This window comes from Curtobacterium sp. AB7, assembly GCF_044909335.1.
Classification (GTDB): domain Bacteria; phylum Actinomycetota; class Actinomycetes; order Actinomycetales; family Microbacteriaceae; genus Curtobacterium.
Genome location: NZ_JBIYED010000003.1, coordinates 310868 through 333358, shown reverse-complemented (window position 1 = coordinate 333358; position 22491 = coordinate 310868). Strand labels below are relative to the sequence as shown.

24 protein-coding genes are annotated in these 22491 nt (G+C 71.5%); 9 read left to right on the top strand and 15 right to left on the bottom strand.

From position 1 onward, the window contains the following. Positions 1-82 precede the first annotated feature (82 nt). Both ABH929_RS10080 and ABH929_RS10075 read right to left on the bottom strand, forming a co-directional pair. Positions 83-748, bottom strand: a complete 666-nt coding sequence (locus ABH929_RS10080; protein ID WP_263091819.1) for a GPP34 family phosphoprotein — start codon at positions 746-748, stop codon at positions 83-85. A gap of 76 nt (positions 749-824) precedes the next feature. Continuing rightward, on the bottom strand, positions 825-1613 hold the full coding sequence (locus ABH929_RS10075; RefSeq protein WP_404561082.1) for an HNH endonuclease family protein: 789 nt from the start codon (positions 1611-1613) through the stop codon (positions 825-827). 148 nt (positions 1614-1761) lie between these two features. On the opposite strand from ABH929_RS10075, the gene ABH929_RS10070 reads away from it, so the two are divergent. Next, positions 1762-2541, top strand: coding sequence for an aldo/keto reductase (locus ABH929_RS10070; protein ID WP_404561080.1), 780 nt, complete (start codon positions 1762-1764; stop codon positions 2539-2541). Positions 2542-2591: 50 nt separating this feature from the next. Here ABH929_RS10070 and ABH929_RS10065 read toward each other — a convergent pair whose 3' ends face one another. Beyond that, the gene (locus ABH929_RS10065) at positions 2592-6077 is read right to left on the bottom strand and encodes a DEAD/DEAH box helicase (RefSeq protein ID WP_263091815.1); all 3486 of its coding nucleotides are present in this window, start codon (positions 6075-6077) and stop codon (positions 2592-2594) included. A 127-nt stretch (positions 6078-6204) separates the two neighbouring features. On the opposite strand from ABH929_RS10065, the gene ABH929_RS10060 reads away from it, so the two are divergent. Next, positions 6205-6402, top strand: coding sequence for a hypothetical protein (locus ABH929_RS10060; protein WP_123292404.1), 198 nt, complete (start codon positions 6205-6207; stop codon positions 6400-6402). Here the strand turns inward: ABH929_RS10060 and ABH929_RS10055 are convergent. Then, positions 6399-7832 (bottom strand): amino acid permease, encoded by a 1434-nt coding sequence (locus ABH929_RS10055; protein WP_404561079.1) that lies wholly within the window; start codon positions 7830-7832, stop codon positions 6399-6401. The genes ABH929_RS10060 and ABH929_RS10055 overlap by 4 nt on opposite strands. Positions 7833-8068: 236 nt before the next feature. Between ABH929_RS10055 and ABH929_RS10050 the strand changes: the two genes are divergently transcribed. Next, a complete protein-coding gene (locus tag ABH929_RS10050; RefSeq protein ID WP_263092128.1) occupies positions 8069-8560 on the top strand; it encodes a DUF427 domain-containing protein in 492 nt (163 codons plus the stop codon). A gap of 96 nt (positions 8561-8656) precedes the next feature. On the opposite strand, the gene ABH929_RS10045 is transcribed toward ABH929_RS10050, so the two are convergent. Then, positions 8657-8992, bottom strand: a complete 336-nt coding sequence (locus ABH929_RS10045) for a hypothetical protein (protein WP_263092129.1) — start codon at positions 8990-8992, stop codon at positions 8657-8659. 76 nt (positions 8993-9068) lie between these two features. On the opposite strand from ABH929_RS10045, the gene ABH929_RS10040 reads away from it, so the two are divergent. The 3 genes from ABH929_RS10040 to ABH929_RS10030 all read left to right on the top strand — a co-directional run bounded on the left by ABH929_RS10040 (position 9069) and on the right by ABH929_RS10030 (position 10689). Next, positions 9069-9449: a hypothetical protein gene (locus ABH929_RS10040; protein WP_123939213.1), complete on the top strand. Its 381-nt coding sequence runs from the start codon at positions 9069-9071 to the stop codon at positions 9447-9449. Beyond that, positions 9449-9934, top strand: coding sequence for a DUF6264 family protein (locus tag ABH929_RS10035; protein WP_374114453.1), 486 nt, complete (start codon positions 9449-9451; stop codon positions 9932-9934). The genes ABH929_RS10040 and ABH929_RS10035 overlap by 1 nt, the downstream gene beginning before the upstream one ends. 317 nt (positions 9935-10251) lie before the next feature. Further along, on the top strand, positions 10252-10689 hold the full coding sequence (locus ABH929_RS10030) for a hypothetical protein (protein WP_404561076.1): 438 nt from the start codon (positions 10252-10254) through the stop codon (positions 10687-10689). Between the two features lie 52 nt (positions 10690-10741). Here the strand turns inward: ABH929_RS10030 and ABH929_RS10025 are convergent, their stop codons facing one another. Then, entirely contained in the window at positions 10742-11362 is a 621-nt protein-coding gene (locus tag ABH929_RS10025) for a hypothetical protein (protein ID WP_404561074.1), read from the bottom strand. Between the two features lie 121 nt (positions 11363-11483). Next, positions 11484-12938 (bottom strand): APC family permease, encoded by a 1455-nt coding sequence (locus ABH929_RS10020; protein ID WP_404561073.1) that lies wholly within the window; start codon positions 12936-12938, stop codon positions 11484-11486. Between the two features lie 98 nt (positions 12939-13036). On the opposite strand from ABH929_RS10020, the gene ABH929_RS10015 reads away from it, so the two are divergent. Continuing rightward, positions 13037-13465 (top strand): DUF6892 domain-containing protein, encoded by a 429-nt coding sequence (locus tag ABH929_RS10015; RefSeq protein ID WP_404561072.1) that lies wholly within the window; start codon positions 13037-13039, stop codon positions 13463-13465. Positions 13466-13521: 56 nt separating this feature from the next. On the opposite strand, the gene ABH929_RS10010 is transcribed toward ABH929_RS10015, so the two are convergent. Genes ABH929_RS10010 through ABH929_RS10000 form a run of 3 tightly spaced genes read right to left on the bottom strand, consistent with a single transcriptional unit; the run spans position 13522 to position 16193 of the window. Then, entirely contained in the window at positions 13522-14148 is a 627-nt protein-coding gene (locus ABH929_RS10010; RefSeq protein WP_404561069.1) for a uracil-DNA glycosylase, read from the bottom strand. Beyond that, positions 14145-15347, bottom strand: coding sequence for a glycosyltransferase (locus ABH929_RS10005; protein ID WP_263092134.1), 1203 nt, complete (start codon positions 15345-15347; stop codon positions 14145-14147). Before ABH929_RS10005 ends, ABH929_RS10010 begins: the two co-directional genes overlap by 4 nt. A 9-nt stretch (positions 15348-15356) precedes the next feature. Next, positions 15357-16193 (bottom strand): DUF429 domain-containing protein, encoded by an 837-nt coding sequence (locus ABH929_RS10000; RefSeq protein ID WP_263092135.1) that lies wholly within the window; start codon positions 16191-16193, stop codon positions 15357-15359. Positions 16194-16225: 32 nt separating this feature from the next. Between ABH929_RS10000 and ligD the strand changes: the two genes are divergently transcribed. Then, positions 16226-17245: a non-homologous end-joining DNA ligase gene (ligD, locus tag ABH929_RS09995; RefSeq protein ID WP_263092136.1), complete on the top strand. Its 1020-nt coding sequence runs from the start codon at positions 16226-16228 to the stop codon at positions 17243-17245. A gap of 19 nt (positions 17246-17264) precedes the next feature. Here the strand turns inward: ligD and ABH929_RS09990 are convergent, their stop codons facing one another. The 3 genes from ABH929_RS09990 to ABH929_RS09980 all read right to left on the bottom strand — a co-directional run bounded on the left by ABH929_RS09990 (position 17265) and on the right by ABH929_RS09980 (position 18748). Beyond that, positions 17265-17408, bottom strand: coding sequence for a hypothetical protein (locus ABH929_RS09990; protein WP_159573682.1), 144 nt, complete (start codon positions 17406-17408; stop codon positions 17265-17267). Continuing rightward, on the bottom strand, positions 17405-17566 hold the full coding sequence (locus ABH929_RS09985; RefSeq protein ID WP_159573681.1) for a hypothetical protein: 162 nt from the start codon (positions 17564-17566) through the stop codon (positions 17405-17407). The genes ABH929_RS09990 and ABH929_RS09985 overlap by 4 nt, the downstream gene beginning before the upstream one ends. A gap of 138 nt (positions 17567-17704) precedes the next feature. After that, complete coding sequence (locus ABH929_RS09980) at positions 17705-18748, bottom strand: ATP-dependent DNA ligase (RefSeq protein WP_263092137.1); 1044 nt, start codon at positions 18746-18748, stop codon at positions 17705-17707. 159 nt (positions 18749-18907) lie between these two features. Between ABH929_RS09980 and ABH929_RS09975 the strand changes: the two genes are divergently transcribed. Beyond that, on the top strand, positions 18908-19951 hold the full coding sequence (locus ABH929_RS09975) for an MBL fold metallo-hydrolase (RefSeq protein WP_404561068.1): 1044 nt from the start codon (positions 18908-18910) through the stop codon (positions 19949-19951). A 17-nt stretch (positions 19952-19968) separates the two neighbouring features. Here the strand turns inward: ABH929_RS09975 and ABH929_RS09970 are convergent, their stop codons facing one another. Continuing rightward, on the bottom strand, positions 19969-20601 hold the full coding sequence (locus ABH929_RS09970) for an FMN-dependent NADH-azoreductase (RefSeq protein ID WP_263092139.1): 633 nt from the start codon (positions 20599-20601) through the stop codon (positions 19969-19971). Between the two features lie 142 nt (positions 20602-20743). After that, positions 20744-22390 (bottom strand): putative Ig domain-containing protein, encoded by a 1647-nt coding sequence (locus ABH929_RS09965; RefSeq protein ID WP_404561066.1) that lies wholly within the window; start codon positions 22388-22390, stop codon positions 20744-20746. Positions 22391-22491: the final 101 nt, after the last annotated feature.

The following is a 22491-nucleotide window of genomic DNA, read 5'->3' as shown; positions in this document are numbered from 1 at the left end:
TCGACGATGAATTCCCTTTAGGCTACACCTGTCGTTTTGCAGGAGGGTCGAGGGGGCGAGAGACTGCCCGGTGCTGCCGACTTCAGCTCGTGATGACCGTGGTCGTCGTCGCGGTGGTCGCCGCCATGATGACGATCATCGCCGCGGCCTGGATCTCCTCGAGCACGGCCTTCACCGCCGGGCTCGCCCAGGTACCCGAGGTGATCTCCTTCACCAGGCCCTTGTCGACCGCGCCGAACTGCTTGCGGAGCGTGTTCGTCGCGTCGAGCAGCCCGATGACCGCGGCGGAGAACGGCGTCGGGCCCGCCCGCCGAGCCAGGACGTCCGCGATGCCGGATCGCAGCAGTGCCTCCGGTGCTCCGTCGCGCTCCGGGTGCTTCGTGGTGGGGAAGAGCCCGAGCACCTTGCCCTGCTCGACGCTGATGATCCCTCGCTCGACGAGTCCGGCGACGACGTCGTCGCGGAGCCGCTGCTTGCCGAGCCGGCTCACCCACCACTTCGCCTTGCGCGGTGTACCGGCCGCCGCGATCGACCCGACGACGCCGTCGAGCACCGGGTCGCCCGTGGCGGCGCCGTCGACGACGGTGACCAGGCCGTTCTGCAGCGAGACCGCACCTCGGAGCGCGAGGTCGGCGAGGACCGCTCCCGCGAGACCGGTGTCCAACGTCTGCCCGTCGACGGACTTCCGGCCATCGGGCTCGATCTGGAGGAGCGCGAACGCCTGCGGGACCGTGAGTTGCTCAGCCATGTCCGCAGCCTGCCACGCGGGGCGGAGGTGCGCCGGGCCTCCAGGCCGACACCCAGCGGCGCCGGCCCGCCCGACGTCAGCAGGCGTCCAGCACCCGAACCATCGCGGCCCGCTCTGCCGGAGCCACCCACAGGCGGTACTTCGCCTTCACCGTGACCTGGTGCTCGATGTAGGTGCAGCGGAAGGCCGTGTTCGCGGGCAGCCAGGTCGCGGCGTCACCCGAGCGCTTCTGGGAGTTCGACCGGCCGTCGACGGCGAACAGGTTCGACGGGTCGTTCGCCAGGGCCTCCCGCTCCGACTGGCTGAGCTGCTGGGCGCCGGTGCGCCAGGCGTTCTCGAGCGCGACGACGTGGTCGATCTGCACGAGGGTCGAGGTCGTGTTCCCGCGCACGAAGTCGATCGTCGCCCCGGTGTACGGCGACACGAGCGTGCCGGCCATCACCTTGCACGGCCCCTGCCGCGCGATGCGGCGGAGGTCGCGAGCGAGCACGTCGTTCCGGGTGTCGCAGCCGTTGTGGTCGACGTCGATCCACGCGCTGCCGAAATCGCCGGTGCGGTCGTAGCCGGTGCCGGGGGCCTTGCCCTTGACGGGCAGCGTGGCGAGGAGCGCGCGGGCGTCCGCAGCGTCGGTGTCGGTCGACGTGCTGACGGTCGGATTCGTCGGACTGGAGGCGCGGCTCGGCTCCGGTGCGTCGCTGTCCGTGCCGACGGTGGCCGTGGCGACCGCCGTCGGACCGGCAGCCGCGTCGGCGTCCGGTCCGAGGACGCCGGTGGCGTCGAGCGCGTAGCCACCGACCGCGAGGGCCAGGACGACGAGGACGGAGGTGAGGCTGATGCGGGTGCGGCGGCGTCGGCGGGACGTCATGGGTGCGTGGAACTCCTGGTGGTGCGGTGGTGCGGTGGTGCTGTGGTGCGGCGCCGGGCGGCCTCGACGATCATGGCGGAGACCTCGGACATGGCCGTGGACCGCCACGCTCTGAACTGATGCGCGACCACGGCGTAGACAGGTCCGCATGACCGATTACGCGAATCCGTCCGTGTCCGTCACCGGTGGGTCGATGCCGCTCCTGGGCTTCGGCACCTGGCAGATCCCCGACGGCGAGGCCCCCGCCGCCGTCGGCGAAGCACTGGCGGCCGGGTACCGCCACATCGACACCGCCACCGGCTACAGCAACCAGCGCGGCGTCGGCAAGGCCCTCGCCGAGTCCGGCCTCGCCCGTGACGACATATTCGTGACGACGAAGCTGCCGCCGGACAACGCCGACCGCGTGCGCGAGACGATCGAGGAGAGCCTCGACCAGCTCGGCCTCGACCACGTGGACCTCTGGCTCGTGCACTGGCCACCGAACGGCGAGGCCCGCCCTGACGTGTGGGAGCAGGTCGTGCAGGCCCAGGCCGACGGACTGACCCGAGCGGTGGGTGTGAGCAACTACTCGCTCGACCAGATCGACGAGCTCGTCACCGCGACCGGCACCACCCCGGCCGTGAACCAGATCAAGTGGAGCCCGGTCGAGTACGACCAGGCGATCGCGGACGGGCTGGCCGAGCGCGGGGTCGTGCTCGAGGGCTACAGCCCCTTCAAGGCGAGCAACCTGCAGGACCCGACGCTGCTCGACATCGCGGGCGAGCACGACGCCGACAGCGCCCAGGTCATCGTCGCGTGGCACGTCGCGCACGGCTTCGTCGTCATCCCGAAGTCGTCGAACCCGGAGCGCATCCGGTCGAACGCCGCCGGTGCCCGCATCGAACTCTCGACGGACGAGGTCGCGGCGATCGACGCCCTCGCTCGCTGACGCGCTCGCCCACGCTCGCCTGACGCGCAACCGCGCACTGCGCCCGCGCGTCAGGCGAGCAGCGAGCGGATGTCGTCGGCGGTCAGGTCGTCGGCGAACAGGGCGTCGTCGTCGATCATCGTGGCGAACAGCTCGGCCTTGCGCGCGGCGAGGGCCAGGACCTTCTCCTCGATGGTGTCCTCAGCGATGAAGCGCTGCACGCTCACCGACCGGGTCTGCCCGATGCGGTGGGTCCGGTCGACGGCCTGGGACTCGGCGGCGGGGTTCCACCACGGGTCGAGCACGAACACGGTGTCGGCCTCGGTCAGGGTGAGCCCGAAGCCGCCGGCCTTCAGCGAGATGAGGAACGCGGGCGCGGTGCCCTGCCGGAAGCGCTCGATGACCTGTGGGCGCTTGCGGGTCGACCCGTCGAGGTACTCGTAGCCGACGCCCCGCTCGTCGAGGGCGTCCGACACCATCCGCAGGAACGACGTGAACTGGCTGAACACCAGGGCGCGGCGGCCCTCCGCCGCGAGCTGTTCGAGCTCGTCGAGCAGCAGGTCGAGCTTGGCGGACGGGATCGACGTCGACGGCGACAGGGTCGAGTCCGACCCGTTCGACACGAGCGCCGGCGACAGCGCGAGCATCCGCAGCAGCGTCAGCGACCGGAACACGATCATCCGGTTCTTCGACAGGTCGTCGATCAGGTCGAGGACCTTCAGTCGCTCGCGGTTGAGCGTGCGCTCGTACAGCTCGCGGTGCGCTGGGTCGAGCGTGACGCGGACGACCTGCTCCTGCTTCGGCGGCAGGTCGGCGGCGACGGCCTGCTTCGTGCGGCGGAGCATGAGCGGCCGGATCCGCCGCCGGAGCTTCGCGGTGAGCTGCTGGCGCGCTTCGCCCCGGAGTTCGGGGGAGGCGAGCGGCTTCACGTAGTCGTCGCCGAACCGGGTCCAGGTGGACAGCAGCCCGGGCGCGACGATGTGGAACAGCGCCCACAGGTCGGTCAGCCCGTTCTCGAGCGGGGTGCCGGTGATGGCGAACTTCACGGGTGCGTGCAGCTCGGACGCCACCCGGTGGGTCTGCGACTGCGGGTTCTTCACGAACTGCGCCTCGTCGAGCACGAGTGCCGACCACGGCAGGTCGGTCCATGCCTGCGAGTCGAGCCGGAGCAGCGCGTACGAGGTGACGACGACGTCGGCCTGCGAGGCCGTGCGGGCGACGAGACCGGGGTCCTTCAGCGAGGTCGAGGTGACGGCCGCCACCCGCAGTGACGGCGTGAACTTCGCCGCTTCGGCCACCCAGTTGCCGACGACCGAGGTCGGCGCGACGACCAGGAACGGTGGCCCGTCGGGGTCGGCGGCACGGCGCGCTGCGACCATCGCGAGCACCTGCAGGGTCTTGCCGAGGCCCATGTCGTCGGCGAGTACCCCGCCGATGCCGTGCGCCGCCAGGAACGACAGCCACGCGTACCCGGCGTGCTGGTACGGCCGCAGCTCGGCGTGCACGGTGTCCGGCACCGGGACGTCCCCCGGGGGAGTCGCCCCCATCAGCCCCGCGGTGATCGCCTGCCAGCGTTCGTCGTGCGAGGTCTCGTCGGCGAGCAGGTCGAACTCGGTCCACAGCCCGGCCTGCAGCGGCGTCACGTGGATCGGCTGGTCGGGCTCCCATTCGTCGAGGTCGCGGGCCTCGTCGATGAGTTCCTTGAGCCGGTCGAACGCGGGGTCCGCGAGTGACAGGTACGAGTTGTCGACGAGCTTGAGCCGCCGCTGCCGACCGGCCAACGCCGTGAGCAGCGGCGTGAACGGGATCTGCTTGCCGTTCACGCTCACGATGATGCCGAGGTCGAACCAGTCGTGCTTGTCCGACGGCATCGTCGTGACGCGGATGTGCGGCCGCCCGCTCAACCGCTCGTAGTCGAGGCGCTCACCCTGCACCGCCGTGCGGACGCCGAGCGCCGGCAACTCGGGCAGGAACTCGTTCGCGAACACCGCGACGTCGGCGCCGTCGATGGTGCCGTCCTGGAACCAGTCGAGCCCACCACCGGGTCCGGCAGGGCGGACGGGAGGCTCGCCCGCGGTCGCGCCGTCGGCTCGCGCTGTCGACGTGGCGGGTTCCAGGGCCGCGGGCACGTCGGCGTCGGCGGTCGCCGCCTCGGTGCCGGCCGGAACGTCGGTGCCGGCCGGAACGTCGGTGCTGGCTGGGCCGTCGGTACTCGCTGGGTCGTCGGTGCTGGCTGGATCGTCCGCGGCGCGGAGCCCAGACAGGTCGGGCAGCGGCCCGTGCAGCGAGACCGGGTCCTTGCGGCCGTCGACGTGCCAACGCCAGTGCAGGTGCACCCGGTCGTCGGTGCGGGGTGCCCGGGCCGCCTCGAACGTCGCCGTCAGCACGAGCTCGGGCGGCGTGCGCTCGGGCAGCTCGACCGACCCGTCGGAGCTGACCAGGCCGAGGGCACCGCGCAGCCGGGGCGACCAGTCGGCCAGGAACTCGTCGACCTCGGCCGTCGGTACCGTGATGCGGGTGCCCTCGAGGAGCATGCGGCGCTGGTCCTCGGGCACGGGCGCCGGGGTCGGTGCGAGTCCGACGGTGAACTCGGGGCTCTCGCGGAACACGTACACACCGTGGTCGCCGACCATCCGTGCGGCACCGTGGACCACCGGGCGGCCGTCGAGCACCGCGCTCGCGCCGATCACCACGGCGTCGTCGTGCCGGGCGACGTCGAGCAGCACCTGGGCCTGCTCGCCGAGGACCGCGCCGCCCTCGCGCTTGCCGGTGACGAAAGCGATGTCGAGCCCCGACGCCTGCCGGAGCAACGGCCACAGGAGCGGGCTGCGGAAGTCGTCGAGGTGGAGCCAGTCGCTCTCGCCGGGCAACCCCGCGAGCTGGCCGGCACGGTGCAGGGCCGCGAGCTGCATGAACCACCCGTGCTGCTCGGCGCCGAGGCCCAGGCGGTTCTGCGAGTAGGGGAGCGTGCCCCAGGTGAGCTGGCCGCGCACCCAGTTGCCGGCGTCGCTGCGGGTCACCGGTCGGACCCCGAGCCGGACGGTGCGGGACGGCGCCGGCAGGGCGCGGCCGGCGGCGCGGGCACGGGCCGCGAGGGCGGCGGGGACCGCGTCACGCAACTCGAACTGCAGACCCATCCGGGTGCCCTGCGGGGTGGCCGCCTGGTCGTCGTCACCGGCGAGGCGGGCGAGGTCGTGCCTCCAGTCCGAGGGCGGCGGAGCCGACGCTTCCGGACGCGGGCCGGCGTTGGCGGCCAGGGCACGCGCGTTGATGGTGAGCAGCGCGGCGGCGACGTGCTTGCAGTCGCCGCCGAGGGGGCAGCTGCACGTGCTGCGGACCGGACGGATGAAGTCACCGCGGGCCACGGTCATGTCGATGCGGCACTCGTACGGGTCGTCGGCGGTGCCGGAGACGGTCGCCGTGACGGTGCCGTCGTCGGCGTTCCAGACGGCATCGTCGACCAGGCCGGCGCGCACGACGTCGCGTGCGCGCCCGAAGGTCTGCGGCCCGACGAAACGGATGACGTCGACGGCGTCGATCATCGGGGCTGCTGGCACGGGTCAATCGTGCCAGGTGCCACCGACGCGCGGAGCCGCCGACCCGAACGGCACACATCGAGCAGGGCTACCGTCTGCGTGGACGGGCGACGACTGCTCGTCGCTCTCCACTCGATTGGACACGCTCATGCCGGACCGCTTGCGGTGGGTGCACGACTCCGCAGACCACTGGAACGTGTGGCTCGGCTCCGAGGTCGTCTGCGACGTCACCCGGACCGACCAGTTCACGGTGGACTCGCCGGACCACTCGATCAACGGGGCGCACTCGTCGCTCGAGAGCGCTGCGGCGCAGGTGCAGGGCTGGGTGCGCTGGAGCGGACGCTAGGCCGACGGCTTCTCCGTGTTCGCGGGTTCGGCTGCCGCCAGCTTGCTGTGCTTCCGCGAGTAGCCGAAGTACACGCCCAGACCGATCGCGAACCACACCGCGAACCGCACCCACGTCTCCCACTGCAGGAACGTCACGAGCCACAGCGACGCGATGACGCCGATGATCGGGATGACCGGCATGAACGGCAACCGGAACTGACGGTCGAGGTTCGGCTGGCGGTAGCGGAGCACGATCACCGCGGAGCAGACCACCACGAACGCGAGCAGGATCCCGATGTTCGTGAGCTCGGCGACGACGCCGATGGGCAGGACGCCTGCCAGGATCGCCGATGCGATGCCGAGGATCCACGTGACGCGGGTCGGGACGTGGCGCTTCGGGTCGGTCTTCGCGAACCACTTCGGCATCAGGCCGTCACGGCTCATCGAGAACCAGACGCGGCTGGCGCCGAGCATGAACGTGACGAGCACCGTGACGATGCCGACGATGGCGCCGATCGCGATGACGTTCGCGACACCGCCGAGGCCGACCGACGCGAACGCCGACGAGAAGCCCGAGGCCGGGTCGATGTCGGTGTACTTCTGCATCCCGGTCAGCACCAGCGTCGCCAGCACGTACAGGACCATCGAGATGCCGAGGGACAGCAGGATCGCCTTCGGCATGTGCTTGCGGGCGTCGACGGACTCCTCGGCCGCGGTGGACATGGCGTCGTAACCGAACACCGCGAAGAACACCGTCGCGGCACCGGTCATCACGCCACCGAAGCCGAACGGGAAGTACGGGGAGTAGTTCGCGCTGTTGATGTGGAACACGCCGAGCACGACGATGAGCACGACGAGCGCGACCTTGATGCCGACCGCGACGAACTCGAACCGGGCGGCGCTGCGGATGCCGCGGGTGAGCACGAACGCGGTGACCAGGCACAGGATGATCGCGAAGACGTCGATCACGTGGCCGTCGCCGGTGCCGGGGGCGCCGAGCATCCAGGCGGGCAGGTCGATGCCGAACTGGCCCACCAGGAACCCGACGTAGCCCGAGATGCCGATCGCGACCACCGCCACGATCGCGGTGTACTCGAGCAGCAGGTCCCAGCCGATGAACCACCCGACGATCTCGCCGAGGACCGCGTAGCCGTACGTGTACGCACTGCCGGCCTTGGGGATGAGGCCGGCGAACTCGGCGTACGACAGCGCCGCCGCAGCACTCGCGACGCCGGCGACCAGGAAGCTGATGAGGACCGCGGGACCGGCCACGCCGTTCGCCACGGTGCCGGCGAGGGTGAAGATCCCCGCGCCGATGATGCCGCCGATGCCGATCGCGGTGAGCTGCCAGAGGCCGAGGTGCCGTTTCAGGCCGCCCTCGGCTCCGGTGTCGTCATCGATCGTCTCGATGGGCTTCCGTCGGAAGAGCGTGCGTGTCGTCGTCGTCACCCGCCCATGGTGCACCTTGCGGCGGTCTCGTGCGCGGGCGGCGGGCCGCGGGCCGCCGGCGGGCGGGCGGGCGGCCGCGCCGAGACTCGGGCTGAGCGACAGTTCTCGCGCCGCCGGGCCCGTGAAGTGTCGCTCACCCCGAGACTCACGCCCGCACACCCGAGACTCGGGTACGCCCACCCGCCAGCCGCCCGCCCGACAGCCCGACCGCAGCTGTGCGGCGTAGACAGGACCGCATGCGTCATCCCACACGGATCGAACCCGGCCCCGGACAGGAATCGGTCTGGGACTACCCCCGCCCACCGGCCGTCGAGCCTGTCACCGCCCGCGTCGTCGTCCGGTTCGGCGGCACCGTCGTGGCCGACACGACCGATGCCGTGCGGGTCCTCGAGACCTCGCACCCGCCGGTGTACTACCTGCCGATGGCCGACCTCGACCTCCGCCCCGCCCAGGGGTCGAGCATGTGCGAGTTCAAGGGCCGGGCGCGGTACTTCGACGTGGTCGGCGGGGACGGCACCGTCGCGAGCCGCGCCGCGTGGAACTACCCGACGCCCAAGCCGGGGTACGAGTCGCTCCGGGACCGCGTCGCGATCTACCCGTCGGCGATGGACTCGTGCGAGGTCGGCGGCGAGGTCGTGCAGTCGCAGGACGGCGACTTCTACGGCGGTTGGATCACGTCGGACGTCGTCGGACCGTTCAAGGGCGCACCGGGCACGCTCGGTTGGTGACCCGGCCCGCGGAGCTGGGGCCCGCGCTCTGCGGCGCGACCACCCCGGGGCGCGACGGGCAGCGCGGGGCCGGCACGGGCCTCCCGGTCGACCGCGTCAGCGGTTCGCGTAGGGCGACCAGAACGGCGGCGGGAACGCGCCGGCGGTCGCGATGACGAGCAGCTGCCAGACGATCATGACCAGCCCGGCGGCGCCGACTACGATGCCGATCCACGCCCAGACCTGCACCGCGCGGCGACGGCGACCGGCGATGGCGATCGCCCGCCAGCCGCTCAGCACGCAGACGATGCCGAACGCAGCACCGAGCAGGACGTGCCGGACCGTGCCCTGGGCCGGCACGATGATGCCGAGGTAGAACGCGACCGGGCCGAGCAGCACGGCGAAGGTCGCGGGGGCCGCTGGCGGCTCGTGGTCCCGAGAGGGTGCTCCCATACGTCTGAATGTAGCGAGCCGGTCGGGTTCCGTACACGTGCGAGCGCCGTCGCCCGGGAGCAGGCACGATGGAGGCATGCGTTCCTTCCTCCGCGTCCTGCTCGGCCTGGCGCTCGTGTTCGCCGGCACGAGTCACCTCACCTTCGCGCGCAAGGAGTTCACGGCGCAGGTTCCGGAGTTCGTGCCGCTCTCCGAGGACACGACCGTGCTGGCGTCGGGTGTCGCGGAGATCACCCTCGGTTCGGCGCTCGTGCTCGCGCCGAAGCCGGCCCGGCGCTTCGTCGGTTCCGTCGCTGCACTGTTCTTCACGGTGATCTTCCCGGGCAACCTGTCGCAGTGGGTCAACCGTCGCGACGCGTTCGGCCTGGACACCGACGAGAAGCGGGTCGCGCGTCTGTTCGGGCAGCCGCTGCTCATCGCCGTGGCCCTCTGGTCCACGCGCGGCCGGCGGTCCTGATGGACGCGCCCGCCCGGTCGTCCGGTCCGGCTGACGCCGGTTCGGTGCCCGGCTCGGGTCCGGAGTCGGTTCCGGGTGCGCGTCTCGATCCGCTCGGGTCGGCTCCGGCGCGGTTCGGACGGGAGGCCCGTCACCCCTTGGCAGGGCGCCGCCGCGTCGCGGACATGGTGGCCTCCATCGCCCTGCTCGTGGTGCTGACGCTCGAAGCGTTGGCAGCGGGGTGGGGCATCAAGCTCATGTCGTTGGCGTTCGTGTCGTGCGCTGCCCCGGGGAACACCTGCAACGTGGGGCTCGGTGACTCGGTCGTGACGGTCGGGCCGATCCTGATCGCGCTGGTGCTGGTCGCTTCGATCGTGGTGTGCATCCTGCGGTTGGTGCGGCGTCGGCTGGCGTGGCCGGTCGTGCTCGTGGGGGTCGCGGCCGTCGTCGCGGTGTTCTTCGCGGCGCTGCTGCTCATCGAGAGCTCGGTGACGCACGGCATCTGAGCGGCGATGCCGTCCCGAGGTTCCGAGTGGACCCGAGGTTCCGAGTTGTCCTGAGGTTCCGAAATCTCGGCATGTCGGCGCCCCGTTCGTCGAGGTCTGGAACCTCGGCGATCAGCGTGCGGCATGTCGTGGAACCTCGCCGAGCCGGTCAGGTTCGGACTGGAGGCCCGTCCAGCGACCGCGGGGGCGTCGGGATCGCCGAAGTCGGAGGGCTCGCGGCCTCAAGTCGTCCTCCACAGGAGACTGCGGCGGCCAGGTTGTGCACAGATGCGCACGGTGGCCGTGAGTGTGCGGGTCGGGTTCGCGACGCTGGAGTCATGCCTGACACCGACACCCTCGACCGCCTGATCCGAACCCCTGTCCGCACCGACGACGACGTCGTCCAACTCGTCGCCTCCCTGGTCGAACGCCCGGTGCGCCGGCAGTGTTGGGTGGTGTTCCTCGACGAGCTCGGGATGTCGATCCCGTTCCTGTTGCCCATCGCGGATCTGCCCTACCAGCCGGACGAGCACGTCAGCGACTTCGCGTCGTTGATCTCCGAGATCGTCGGGCAGCTCGGCGCGGTCGACGTCGTCCTCGCGTGGGAGCGGCCCGGTGTCGACCGCGTGCACCCGGTCGACTGGGAGTGGGTCGACGCGTGCGCCTGCGCCCTCGACGAGCACGCGATCCGCCTGCGCGCGCAGGTCATCGTCCACGAGGGCGGCGCCGCGATGGTCGAACTCGACGAGCACGACCAGGACCAGGACGTCGCGTGACCGTCGGGCCAGGCGGTCTCGTGACCGTCGGGCCCGGCGGTCTCGTGACCGGTCAGCCCTGCGGGGCGGTGTCCGGCACGGTCTCGCCCGTCAGCCCCTCGACGACGGCCTTCGCCGCGGGCCAGGACTTTGCGTAGTGCTCGGGGTCCGAGTTGATCTGCACCGCGTGCGCCATCTGCGTCGGCGTCATCGTCTTCCAACCGGGGACCTTGACGAGCTTCGCGTAGAACATCGACGCCGCCGTGTACGGGTCCATCCGCTGCTCGTACGTGCCCCAGGCGCCGTTGTCGCGCTGCTGGAACAGGCCGCGGCTGTCCGGTCCCGCGGCGTCGCCGTGGTCCAGGTTCACCAGGCTCGACTCGCCGATCGCCGTCATGACCCCGACGGCCTGGGTGTGCGGCCCGATGCCGACTGCCCTCGCGGCTTGGATCACCGACGCGGCGTTCACCAGGCGGTCCTGGCAGAAGCCCGCGATGGGGCCGGCGGGGACGACCAAGCCGCCGACGGTCTTCGAAGCGACCTTCGGGCACGTGGGGGTGGCGTCGGCACCGCTGGACTTCGCGATGCCGGCGATCGAGTTGACCGCGATCACGACGAGCACCACCACCCCGATGCCGACGACCACGATGCCGGCGCCGAACACCGACGCGAGCGTGATGCCGACACGGCGCATGACGGGACCTCTCGACGGACGGGGCGGGGCAGGCGGAGCACGACGAGCGTACGGGCGCCGCCTGGGAACCGCACCCGCCCGATCGGGGGTCGCGCCGTACTGCCGCCCCGCCGTCCGTCCGTCAGACGTCGCGGTGGTCGTGCGGCGGGTGCTGCACCTTCGTCGGTTCGGTGACCAGACCGGTCGGGGCCTTCTCGGCCTGCTTCCGGCCGTGGGTGAGCCACGTCACGAGCCAGAGGACCACGCCCAGCGCCAGCAGTGCACCGGCGATCTGGTACTGCTGCGGGTCACGTCCGGACGAGAACGGCAGCACGAGCCACAGACACGTGATGATGCCGATGACGGGGATGATCACGCCGGCTCGGAAGTGCTTGTGGTCGACCTTGTCGCGTCGGAGCACGAGCACCGTCAGGTTCACGACGGCGAACACCGTGAGCAGCAGGAGCGAGGTCGTGCCACCGAGGACCACCACGATCGGGGAGTCCGGGTCGAGCGAGACCCAGCCGATGAGCAGCAGGGAGATCGCGGTGGTGAAGACGATCGCGTTCGACGGGGTGCGACGGGCGGGGGAGATGCGGGCCAGGAAGCCCGGCAGCACGCCCTGCTTGCTCATGCCGTACAGCAGTCGCGACGCCATCATCATGTTGATCAGGGCGGTGTTGGCCACGGCGAACATCGAGATGAACGGCAGCAGGTCGGCGATCGGGAAGTCCGGCGCGGCGGTCTGCACGACGGTGACGAGCGGGGTCTCGTTGCCGGCGAGCTCACCGATCGGCACGACGGCCACGGCACAGATCGACACGAGCGTGTAGATCACGGCCGTGATGCCGAGCCCGGTGAGCATCACCTTCGGGAAGATGCGCGAGGGGTCCTTGGTCTCCTCGGCCATGTTCACCGAGTCCTCGAAGCCGACCATCGCGAAGAACGCCAGCGACGTCGCCGTGGAGATCGACATGAGCAGGGTCTTGTCCTCCGGGGTCTCGAACATCACCACCCGCGAGAAGTCCGCGTTGCCGCCCGCGATCGCCCAGAAGCCGATCAGGATCACCATGACGAGACCGGACAGCTCGACCAGGGTGAGGACCACGTTCGTCTTCACGCTCTCGCTGACCCCGCGGAAGTTGATCGCCATCACCGCGAGCATGAAGCCCATGGCGATGAGCATCACGACGACGTTCGGCAACTCGAGGCCGAACCCGACGCCGAGGTTGGCGGCGAACGCCCGCGACGCCGTCGACGCCGAGGTGATGCCGGAACACATCACGATGAAGGTCACGATGAAGGTGATGAAGTGGACGCCGAACGCCTTGTGCACGTAGAGCGCAGCGCCTGCGGTCTGCGGGTACTTCGTCACGAGCTCCAGGTACGAGAACGCCGTCAGCAGGGCGACCGCGAAGGCGATGAGGAAGGGGAGCCACGCTGCTCCTCCGACCTCTGCCGCGACCTGACCGGTGAGCGCGTAGACACCCGTTCCCAGGATGTCGCCGACGATGAACAGCAGCAGGAGCTTGGGACCGATGACCCTGCGGAGCTCGGGCTGCTCCTGCTGTGGTCGGTCCGTGTTGGTGGTGGTCATGCACCAACCTCTTCCGGGGGACACCACGCTGTCCGGTTTCACAGGAAGCTCCCCGGAGATCGCAACACGCCCGTGCCCTGGCGGATACGCTCCGGGCCATGGACCACGAGTCGAACACCACCGAAGAGCCCGTCGAGTTCGCCGACTTCAACGCGAAGCTGCTGGTGCTCGACGTCCTCTGCTACGACCTCGACGTCCTCGACCCCTACGACCCGGAGACCGCCGACGAGACCGAGGAAGACCTCGACGTCGACGGCCAGGACGACCGGGCCCGCGAGTACTACGACGACCTGGAACTCCTGCCGTCGCACCTGTCGCTCGTCACAGAGCTCTCCGTCGACACCGAGCTCGAGGTACTCCAGGACGTGCACCCCGGGTGGGAGGGCTCCGACGACCGCTTCGACCCGCAGAACTGGGACGATGTCCTCGACCTGCCGGCACTCCGCACCGTGTACGCGGCAGCGCCGCTGCCCGCCCACGTCGCCGAGGCCCTGGGCGCAAAGGGCGTCGAGTTCCGCTCAGCCTGAGCGGAGGAACCGGCACGGGGAACGAGCCGGCTCAGGGAACTAGCCGGCTCAGGGAATTAGAGCGAGCGGTCCAACGCTCGTAACTGCTCCGTGAACTGCGTCGCGCCGCCCTGCGCAGGGTGCCGGACGGCGATCGCCTCGATGCCAGCCAGCGCGAGCGCTCCCTGGGCCTTCCGACCGACGGCCACGACCCGGACCTGGTCGACGCCACCGAGTGCCTCGAGCAGTGCGAGGGCGACGGGTGCTCCCGAGCGCACCTCGGCAGGTCGGGGCGTGCGGTTCGTCAGCCGGTCCGCCGCGACGAACGGGTGGTGCGGGAAGATCGCCCACGCCACGGGGAGCGGCCCGGTCCAGTCGGACAGTGCCGCCTGCACGACGCGCGACGAGGCCTCCCACGGGGCTGTCGGCTCCGGCGGCACCAGGTAGTCGTCGCCGAACCGGTCCGTCTCGAGCTCGCGCATGCTCGTGAACGGGATGCCGGTGTTCGTCATGCCGCGCCACCCGGGTGCCTCGGCCACGAGCAGGGTGTCCGCCGCCGACCCGAACTGCTCCAGGTACCGCTGCAGGTTCGACCGCCGCAGCCGCCCCTCGGCCGAACCGAGGTCGTAGAGCGCCTCGGCGTCCGCCTCCACCGGCACGGCGTCGAGCGCCGCCCAGAACCCCGACGCGTCGAAGCGGCTCACGAGCGCCCGAGCACCCGGCGGTACACGTCCTCGAGCCCCGAAGCCGATCGCTCCCAGCTCAGGCGCTCCGCGTGCTCCCGACCGGCCGAGGACAGTGCGGCCGCGTACCCGGAGTCCGTCAGGATCCGCTCGATCTCGGCAGCCCACACCGACGGCTCGCGCGATTCGAGCACGACACCCGTCTCGCCGTCGACCACGGCCTCACGCAGCCCCCCGGCAGCCGCGGCCACGACCGGCACCCCGGACGCCGAGCCCTCCAGCGCCACGAGGCCGTACGTCTCGGAGTGCGACGGCACCAGCACGGCTGCCGCGCCACGGAACAGGAACGCCAGGTCGGCACGCGACTGCGGCCCGATGAAGGTGACGCGATCGGCGATGCCACGCGCGGCGGCGAGCCGACGCAGTTCGTCCACGTAGTCACCAGCCTCGCTCGATGCGTCCCCGGCGATGACCAACGTGGGACGGGCCTCCTCGCTGATGCCGGCGATCGCCTCGATGGCCAGGTCGAGCCCCTTCAACGGCTGCACGCGAGCCGCCGCGACGACGTAGGGCGTGGCGGCCCGGCGCGCGCCGGCGGCTGCCGGGCGGAAGACCGACCCGTCGACCCCGGGCGGCACGATCCAGATCCGCGCGTCGGCACCGCCGAGCCGCGTCCGGACCGTCGACGCCTCGGCCTCGGACACCACGACGACCGCATCGGACCCACGCGCCAGCTGCTGCTCGCCCGTGATGCGGCCGGCGGACTCGGGCCGCTCACCCTCGGACAACGGCGTCTCGGGGTCGGCGGCGATCGAGTGGAACGACTGCACGTGCGGGATGCCACGCTCACGGGCCACCGGCAGGGCAGCGGCACCGGAGAACCAGTGGTGCGAGTGCAGGACGTCGAACGGCCCGAGCTGCTCGAGCTCGTGGCGGAACGGCTCGATGAACGCGTCGTGCTCACCCTTCGGCACCGGTTCGGCCGGACCCGCCGACAGGAACCGCAGGCACACACCCGGCACGAGCGAGACCGAGTCCGGCTGCGTCGGCGCCGAACGCCGCGTGATGATGTCGACGTGGTGGCCACGATCGGCCAGCGCCTCGGCCTGGTGCCGGACGACGACGTTCATGCCGCCGACCTCGCCCGAGCCGGGTTCGTCTCCGGGGGAGGTGTGCAGCGACACCAGCCCGATGTGCAGGGGTTCGCTCGTCGTGCTCACCGGTCAACCCTAGCCGCGCGCGCCCCGCTGCGACGGGCGCGCGGGCGCCACCACGACGGGCCGGCGGCCCGCCTCGTCCACCGGGTCGGTGGGGAGGTCCGGATCGCCTCCCAGGATCTGCACGCGCTGGTCGCCGTGACGCTCCCAGAACGCCGCCGTCCAGGCACACAGGGCACCGTCGAGCAGGTCCTCGCGGTGCTTGTGCGTCGGCCCGTGCAGCACCGACGGGTCGGCGAGGCTCGCCGTCAGCGGATGCGAGTCGAGCTGCAACGGCGGGTCGAGCGGGGTCTCACGCAAGCGCCGGACGAGCTCGTCGAACGCCTCGGCGCGGCGTGCCCGGGCTTCGGCGGCCGGCACCTTCAGGTCCAGGCGCTTGTAGCGGGGCCGCTCGACGTCGTACCCGAGCTCCTCGACACCGACGAGGGTCGTGTACGGGTAGCACTCGAACACCGCCGGCCCGCTCCGGGCGTGCATCGAGGCCGTGTCGGACACGTAGCCGACACCGAGCGCGGTGAGCCGGTCGAGCAGGCGGGAGCCGGCGCTCGCCGCGGAGGCCTGGTTCGTCGGGTTCGCCGCGACCTTCCACCGGCCGTAGCGCTGCCCGACCTGCCGTTCGGATTCGCGGATGCCGGTCGGGTTCGTCACCACTAGCGACGCGTCGACGGCGATGAGCGATCGCGGCCCGAGGTGCTCCGTGATCCAGGCCGTGACGTCGTCGACCCCGCGGGCCCACCCGGCGTCGGTGATCGTGCCGTCGCGCTCCATCGCGATCAGTCCGGTCTCGTTCGGCGCGCGGCTTGCGGTGCCGAGCCCCCACGCCAGGTCCACTCCGAGGTACGCGCTCACCCGTCCATCGTGCACCGAGTACCTTCCGCTGCATGGCGAGCGAAGCGACGACGGTGCGGGTTCCCGGTCCGGACGGAGACCGCGAGGTCCGGATCAGCAGCCCGTCCCGGGTGCTCTGGCCGGACGCCGGGATCACCAAGGCCGACCTCGCCGAGTACCTGGTGACGGTGGGCGACGCCTTCGTCCGCGCGAACGGCGACCGACCCGTCTCGCTGCAGCGGTTCCCCGGCGGCGTCGACGGCGAGCAGTTCTTCTCGAAGAACCCGCCCAAGGGTGCGCCGGACTACGTGCGGTCGGTCATGGTGACGTACCCGAGCGGCCGGGAGCACCCGCAGCTCGTCATCGACGAGCCGGCCGTCGCGGTGTGGGCCGCGCAGATGAACACCGTGGTCTTCCACCCGTGGGCATCGCGCGCCGAGGACAGCGATCACCCGGACCAGCTCCGCATCGACCTCGACCCGCAACCCGGCACGGACTTCTCGGACACGGTGCCCGTGGCGCAGGAACTCCGGAAGGTCCTGGACGAAGCGGGTCTGACGGCGTGGATCAAGACGAGCGGCAACCGCGGTCTGCACGTGTTCGCCCCGATCGCCCCCGAGCACGAGTTCCTCGACGTCCGGCATGCAGTGATCGCCGCCGCCCGAGAACTCGAACGGCGGATGCCCGACCGGGTCACGACGGCGTGGTGGAAGGAGGAGCGCGGCCAGCGGGTCTTCGTCGACTACAACCAGGCGAACCGCGACCGCACGATGGCCGGTGCCTACAGCCCGCGCGCACTGGCGCACGCCTCGGTGTCGACGCCGATCACGTGGGACGAGCTGCCGACGGCGGACCCGACGACGTTCACGATCCGGACCGTCCCCGAGCGCCTGGCGACGATCGGCGACCCGTGGCAGGCGATGCACGACGAGCCGGCGAGCATCGCGCCGTTGCTGGCGTGGTGGGAGCGCGACCTGGAGAACGGCGCGGGTGAACTGCCGTTCCCGCCGGACTTCCCGAAGATGCCGGGCGAGCCGCCGCGCGTGCAACCGTCCCGAGCGAAGAAGTCCTGACCCGGACCAACGCGAACCGTCAGACGGCGGGCAGCGTGTCCGTCGAGCGGTCGGGGTCGTCGACGCGGGACGTCTGCATCGGCAGCCCGACGCTCGCCGTGTGCAGGCGGGTCAGTCGCGACCAGGTGCCGCGGTGCGCGTCGCTGATGCCGTCGACGATCACGAGCCCAGGCCGATCGTGACGAGTGCGAGCGCGGTGGCGGTCACGCCGGCGATGGCGCTGATGACCGCACTGAGCTGCAGGGTGCGCTGGCGGCGTGCCTCGCGTACCTCGGTGAAGGGGTTCCGCTGCGAGTGGCGGACAAGCGTGCTGGTGCTCATGTCGATCCGCTTTCGGTCCTGGGGCTCCCGGGATGGGTGCCTCGTGGTGCTGATCACCATCGTGGCAGCGTTTCGCTAGTTCGGCTAACTACTTTCCTGCGATGAGCGGGAAGACGACGAAAAACGGACAACCACGCGTCAGGACAGGACATCCCGCAGGTCGTACGCCGACGGCACCTCGAGCTGGTCGAACCCGCACGACTCCGCGTCGCGGTCCGGACGCCACCGTTCGAACTGCACCGTGTGCCGGAACCGGTCGCCCTCCATCTGGTCGTACCGGACCTCGAGCACGACCTCCGGCGCCAGCCGGACGAACGACGTGTCGCGACCCGACGAGAAACGCGACCGTTCCCCGTCACCGGTGACGGGCCTCCCGTCCGCATCGCGGAGCACGACGGGCTCGAGCTCGTCGACCAGGGCGAGTCGGCGCTCGTCGGAGAAGGCGGAGACGCCGCCGACCTGGCGGAGCTCACCGTCGTCGCCGTACAGCCCGACGAGCAGCGACCCGACGCCCGAGCCGCTCTTGTGAACGCGGTACCCGATCGCGACGACGTCGGCCGTCCGGTGGTGCTTGATCTTGAGCATGGTCCGCTTGCCCGGTTCGTACGGCTTGGCACGGCGCTTGGCGACCACACCGTCGAGTCCGGCGCCCTCGAAGGTGGTGAGCCACTCGCGGGCCTGGTCGACGTCGAGTGTGGTGCGCGTGACGAACAGCGGCTCGGACATGCCGCTCGCGAGGTGTTCCAGCCGGTCGCGGCGTTCGTCGAACGGCAGGTCGACCAGCTCGTCGCCGTCCGCCGCGAGCAGGTCGAACGCGACGAACTGCGCGGGCGTTTCGGCACTGAGCTTCGCGATCCGCGAGGCAGCCGGGTGGATGCGCTGCGACAGCGCCTCCCAGTCGAGGCGTTCGGCTCCGGGCTCGCCGGAGCGCAGGATCACCTCGCCGTCGAGCACCACCGGGTGGTCGCGGCCGCCGAACTGCGCGCGGAAGGCCTCGACGAGTTCGGGGAAGTAGCGCGTGAGCGGTTTCGCCCCGCGGCTGCCGATCTCGACGTCGTCGCCGTCGATCGTCACGACGCCGCGGAAGCCGTCCCACTTCGGTTCGTACCGCAGCCCGCCGGTCACGCTGTCGGGTTCCGGGACGTCGGCGACGGCCTTGGCCAGCATCGGTGCGATCTCCATGCGTCGTGTCTACTCGGGCTCCGGTGGGCGGCGCTGCGCGCTTCGTGAGCAGGAATGGTCGGGTCCGGCGAGACGACCCGACGTCTTCTGCTCACGAAGTGCGGCCGGGAGGCCCGGAGTGCGCTGGGCAGGTCGGCTCGCGTCAGTACTGTGGTGCGGGTGACGACCGTGCCCCCGTCGGCAGCGCCGACTCCGGAACCGATCAGCCCCATGCAGGCCGCCGCGCTCCGCGACGGCGTCCTGCCGCCCGTCGAACAGGTCCGGCCGGGCATCTGGACCTTCGCGGTGCCGTTCCGGTTCGGGGTGCCCGATGCGACCCTGGTCTACGTGGTGGAGGGGTCGGACGGGTCCCTCGCGCTGATCGACCCTGGGTGGTCGGCCGACGGCGGTCTGGACGAGGTGCGCGCCGCACTGTCGGCGATCGGCCGCTCGCTCGACGACGTGTCCCTCGTCGCCGTGACGCACCTGCACGCCGACCACCTCGGTGCCGCCGCCGCGGTCCGTCGAGCGACCGGTGCGCGGGTCGCGATGCACGGGCTCGAGGTCGCCGCGCTGGACCGTGAGCGCGCCGACGCGGTGCAGAACGACGCGGACATCGCCACGTGGGGCCTGCCGCAGCACCTGCACGACGGGGTCGTCGCTGCGTGGGGGAGCGGGCGACGGATCGGGCTCGGGCGGAGCGAGGCGCCCTACGCCGACCTGCTGCTGGCCGACGGCGACGTGCTGCCGATCCCTGGGCGCACCATCCGGACGCTCTGGACGCCCGGGCACACCGCCGGGCACGTGTGCTTCGTCGACGAGGCGGACGGGCTGCTGTTCACCGGCGACCACGTGCTGCCACGGATCAACTCCGGGATCGGCCTCGGCGGGCGCACCGACACGAACCCGCTCGGCGACTACCTGGCGTCGCTCGGTCGACTCGACGTGCACGCGGGGATGGAGGTCTGCCCGGGCCACGAGTACCGGTTCGCCGACGTCGTCGCACGCGCGCAGACGTTGGCTCGACACCGCGAGGAGCGGTCGCGGCACGTCGCCGAGGCGCTCGACGCGCTCGACCGACCCACGCTGTTCGAGGTCGCCGCACGCGTGCCGTTCAGTGGCGGGATCGAGTCGATGTCCGGGTTCCTGCTCGCGAGTGCACTGACGCAGACGGCGTTCCACGCGGAGCTGCTCGGCCGGTCCGGCGAGGTCCGCCCCGCCTGACCGCTCGCGTCCTGACGTCAGCCGAGGGTCGACGCCAGGCGCTCGATGGTCGTCTTCGCGTCGGCGAACTCGGCGGACGCGTGCTCGGCGAGCGGGGCGAGGTCGGGCAGCCGGTCGGCCAGGGTGGCGCTGACCGTGATCGGGTAGGGCTTCATGCCGAGCGCCGTGCCGAGGATGAGGTGCAGGACCGGCGAGCCGTGGTCCCAGTCCTCGGTCGGGGTGCCGGCGTCGTAGGTCGCACCGCGGCTGACCACGGTCACGACCGGACGGCCGGCCAGGGGCTGCACGTCGCCCGCCAGGACCCCGGGGACGTGGATGCGGTCGATCCAGGCCTTGAGTGTCGACGGCACCGTGTAGTTGTACAGCGGCGACCCGACGACCACGACGTCGGCGGCGAGGAGCTCGTCGATGACCTCCTGGCGCAGTGCCTCGGCCTCGGGAGCGACGGATTCGTCGGCGGTGCGGTCCGCTGCCGCCCAGTGCAGCGCCGAGGTCTCGAGGTGCGGGAGCTGGTCGACGTGCAGGTCGCGGCGGACCACGGTGTACTCCGGTCCGCGTGCGCGCCAGGCATCGGCGAACGCGGCGGTCAGCGCGCGCGAACGGGAGTGGGAGAGGTCGGCCGAGGAGTCGATGTGCAGCAGCGTGGGCATGGTGCCCACGCTACCGACGGTGGGACGGGAACGGCCCCGCCGCCCCGGCGAGGGGGCAGGCGGGGCCGAGCCGGGCCTCCCGTCCGTCACGCAGGCACGCGACGGACGGGAGACGACGGGGACCGTCAGCGCTCGTCGTACGTCAGCGCTGTGCGCGGCGACGGCGCAGGGTGCGGGCGCCGATCAGGCCGGCACCGGCGACGAGCAGGCCGAGGGCCCAGGGCAGGGCGCCGGTGGCCTCCGAACCCGTGTAGGCGAGCTGGCCGCCACGGTTCGTCGGGGTGACCGGGGCCGCAGCGACCGGGGTCGTCGGGGTGACGACGGTGGCGGCGGTCGGCTGGACCTCGACGGCGAACGAGGTGCTGAAGGACCCGAGCGCGACGGACAGGTTGTGGACCGAGGCGTGCGGGAACGTGACGTTCACGAGACCGAAGTCGCCGAAGTCGGGGTCCGGCGTGATGACGTCACTGGCGACGTCCGACGTGACGGTCGGTGCGACCGCCGGAGCGTCCTCGTCGAGCCCGCCGATCGTGTTGCCCCAGCGGTCGACGAGACCGCCCTGGACGACGAGCGTCCCACCCTGCTTGATGGTCGGGCGACCACCGACGGCGAAGTCGTCCTCGGTGAGGGTGAGCACGGTGCCGTCGGGCTCGACGACCCAGGTCGTCCGGTCTTCGGTCTCGTCGTCGGTGATCAGGCCTGCGCGGTCGGTCGTGAACACCAGGACGCCGACCGGCGCGCCGGCCTCGACGGTGAGCGAGACGTACTGCGTGACCGAGACGGTGCCGCTCGTCGCGGTGACGGCGAAGTCCCAGTCCCAGGCGTCGGTCGTGGTGCCGCTGAGCTCACCGGTCGACGCGTCGAAGGTCAGTCCTTCGGGGAGCTGGTCCGCGGGGGTGGTCTCCTCCTCGGGGTACTCCTCGGCGTACTCCGCGTCGTCCTGCGAGAACCAGTCGAGCTTGTAGGTCGGCTCGGGCGAACCCTGAGCGCGGAAGGTGTGCGAGAACGCGTCGCCGGCGGCGGTGGTCAGTTCGAGCGGGTGGTCGGCGTCGGCACCGGCCGTGGTCGGCTTGCCGTCGGTGCCGAGGAACGCGGGGTCCTGGGTGACGGGCGCGGTCGCAGCGGAGGCCACCGAGGTCGTCTCGGTCGCGTCGGGCAGGGTGCCGGTCACCGTGACGGTGATCGTCTTGCGCACGTCGGTGGGGTCGATGCGGTAGGTCGCGGTCTTCGACAGGACGTTGCGGTCCTGGTCGGCCCAGACGTACTTGTACGTGGAGTCCTCGTCGAAGCCGGTGACGACGGCGCTCAGGAGGGTGCCGACCTTGGCTGCACCGTCGATGGTGACGGTCGCGTCAGCGGCCTTCGTGGTGACGTCCGGGGTGGGCGTCGCGGTCGGAGCCGGGGTCTCGGCGGCCGGAGCCGTGGTCTCGGGTGCCGTCGGCTCGGCGGCCGGGGCGGTCGCGTCGCCGCTCGGAGCGGTGGCACCCGTCCCGTCGCCGGCCGGGGCGCCGTCGTCGCCGGTGGTGTCACCGGTCGTGTCGCCCGCGGCAGGGGCGCCGTCGGTCGAACCGGCGTCGGCGGCGGGCGTGCCGGTGCCGTCCGTCGCGGAGTCGCTCGGCGTGGTGCCGTCAGCGGTGCCGGTCGTCGCCGGGCTGGTGACCGTCGTGGTCGGCTCGGCCGCCGTGGCGGCGGTGGCGGTCATGACGCCCAGACCGGTCGTGAGACCGATCAGCGCGACGGTGGTGCCGACGGCGCACGCGCGTCGGACGGTGGAGGTGCTACGGCGCACTTCTTCCCCCAGGAGTTCAGTCCGGTCGGGTGCCGGAACATAAGAATCCGCCGAGAATCCTCGGCTTGCTCGGATCGTATTGGTAGACGCGCGCGGACACG